A 571-nucleotide genomic window follows, 5' to 3' on the forward strand; every position below is an offset into this window, starting at 1 on the left:
GTCTCGCGGCCAGTGTTCTGCAGCAGCGCTCCGAGGTTGTTCATGGCGTTGGCGTCTCCGGCGTTGGCGGCGCGTTCGTACCAGGGTTGCGCCTCGGTCTCGCGGCCGGTGTTCTGCAGGAGCAGGGCGAGGTTGTTCATGGCTCCGCTGCTTCCGCCGTCGGTGGCTTTCCGGTACCAGGTTTCTGCTTCGTTGGTGCGGCCGGTGTTGGCCAGCAGCAGTCCGAGGCCGTGCATGGCGTTGATCTGTCCGGTGTCGGTGGCTTTCCGGTACCAGGTTTCTGCTTCGTTGGTGCGGCCGGTGTTGGCCAGCAGCAGTCCGAGGCTGTACATGGCGTCGGTGTGTCCGGCGTCGATGGCTTTCCGGTACCAGGTTTCCGCCTCGTTGGTGCGGCCGATGTTGGCCAGCAGCAGTCCGAGGTTGTGCATGGCGTCGATCTGTCCGGCGTCGGCGGCTTTCCGGTACCAGGTTTCTGCTTCGTTGGTGCGGCCGATGTTGGCCAGCAGCAGTCCGAGGTTGGTCATGGCGTCGGTGTGTCCGGCGTCGGTGGCTTTCCAGTACCAGGTTTCTG

1 protein-coding gene is annotated in these 571 nt (G+C 64.6%); it reads right to left on the minus strand.

What is annotated here, in order from left to right:
- A partial coding sequence (locus VR44_RS40430; protein ID WP_245692929.1) for a tetratricopeptide repeat protein occupies positions 1-524 on the minus strand: 524 nt, incomplete at its 3' end.
- Positions 525-571 lie beyond the last annotated feature (47 nt).

Source organism: Streptomyces katrae (assembly GCF_000966975.1).
GTDB classification, from domain to species: Bacteria; Actinomycetota; Actinomycetes; order Streptomycetales; family Streptomycetaceae; genus Streptomyces; species Streptomyces katrae.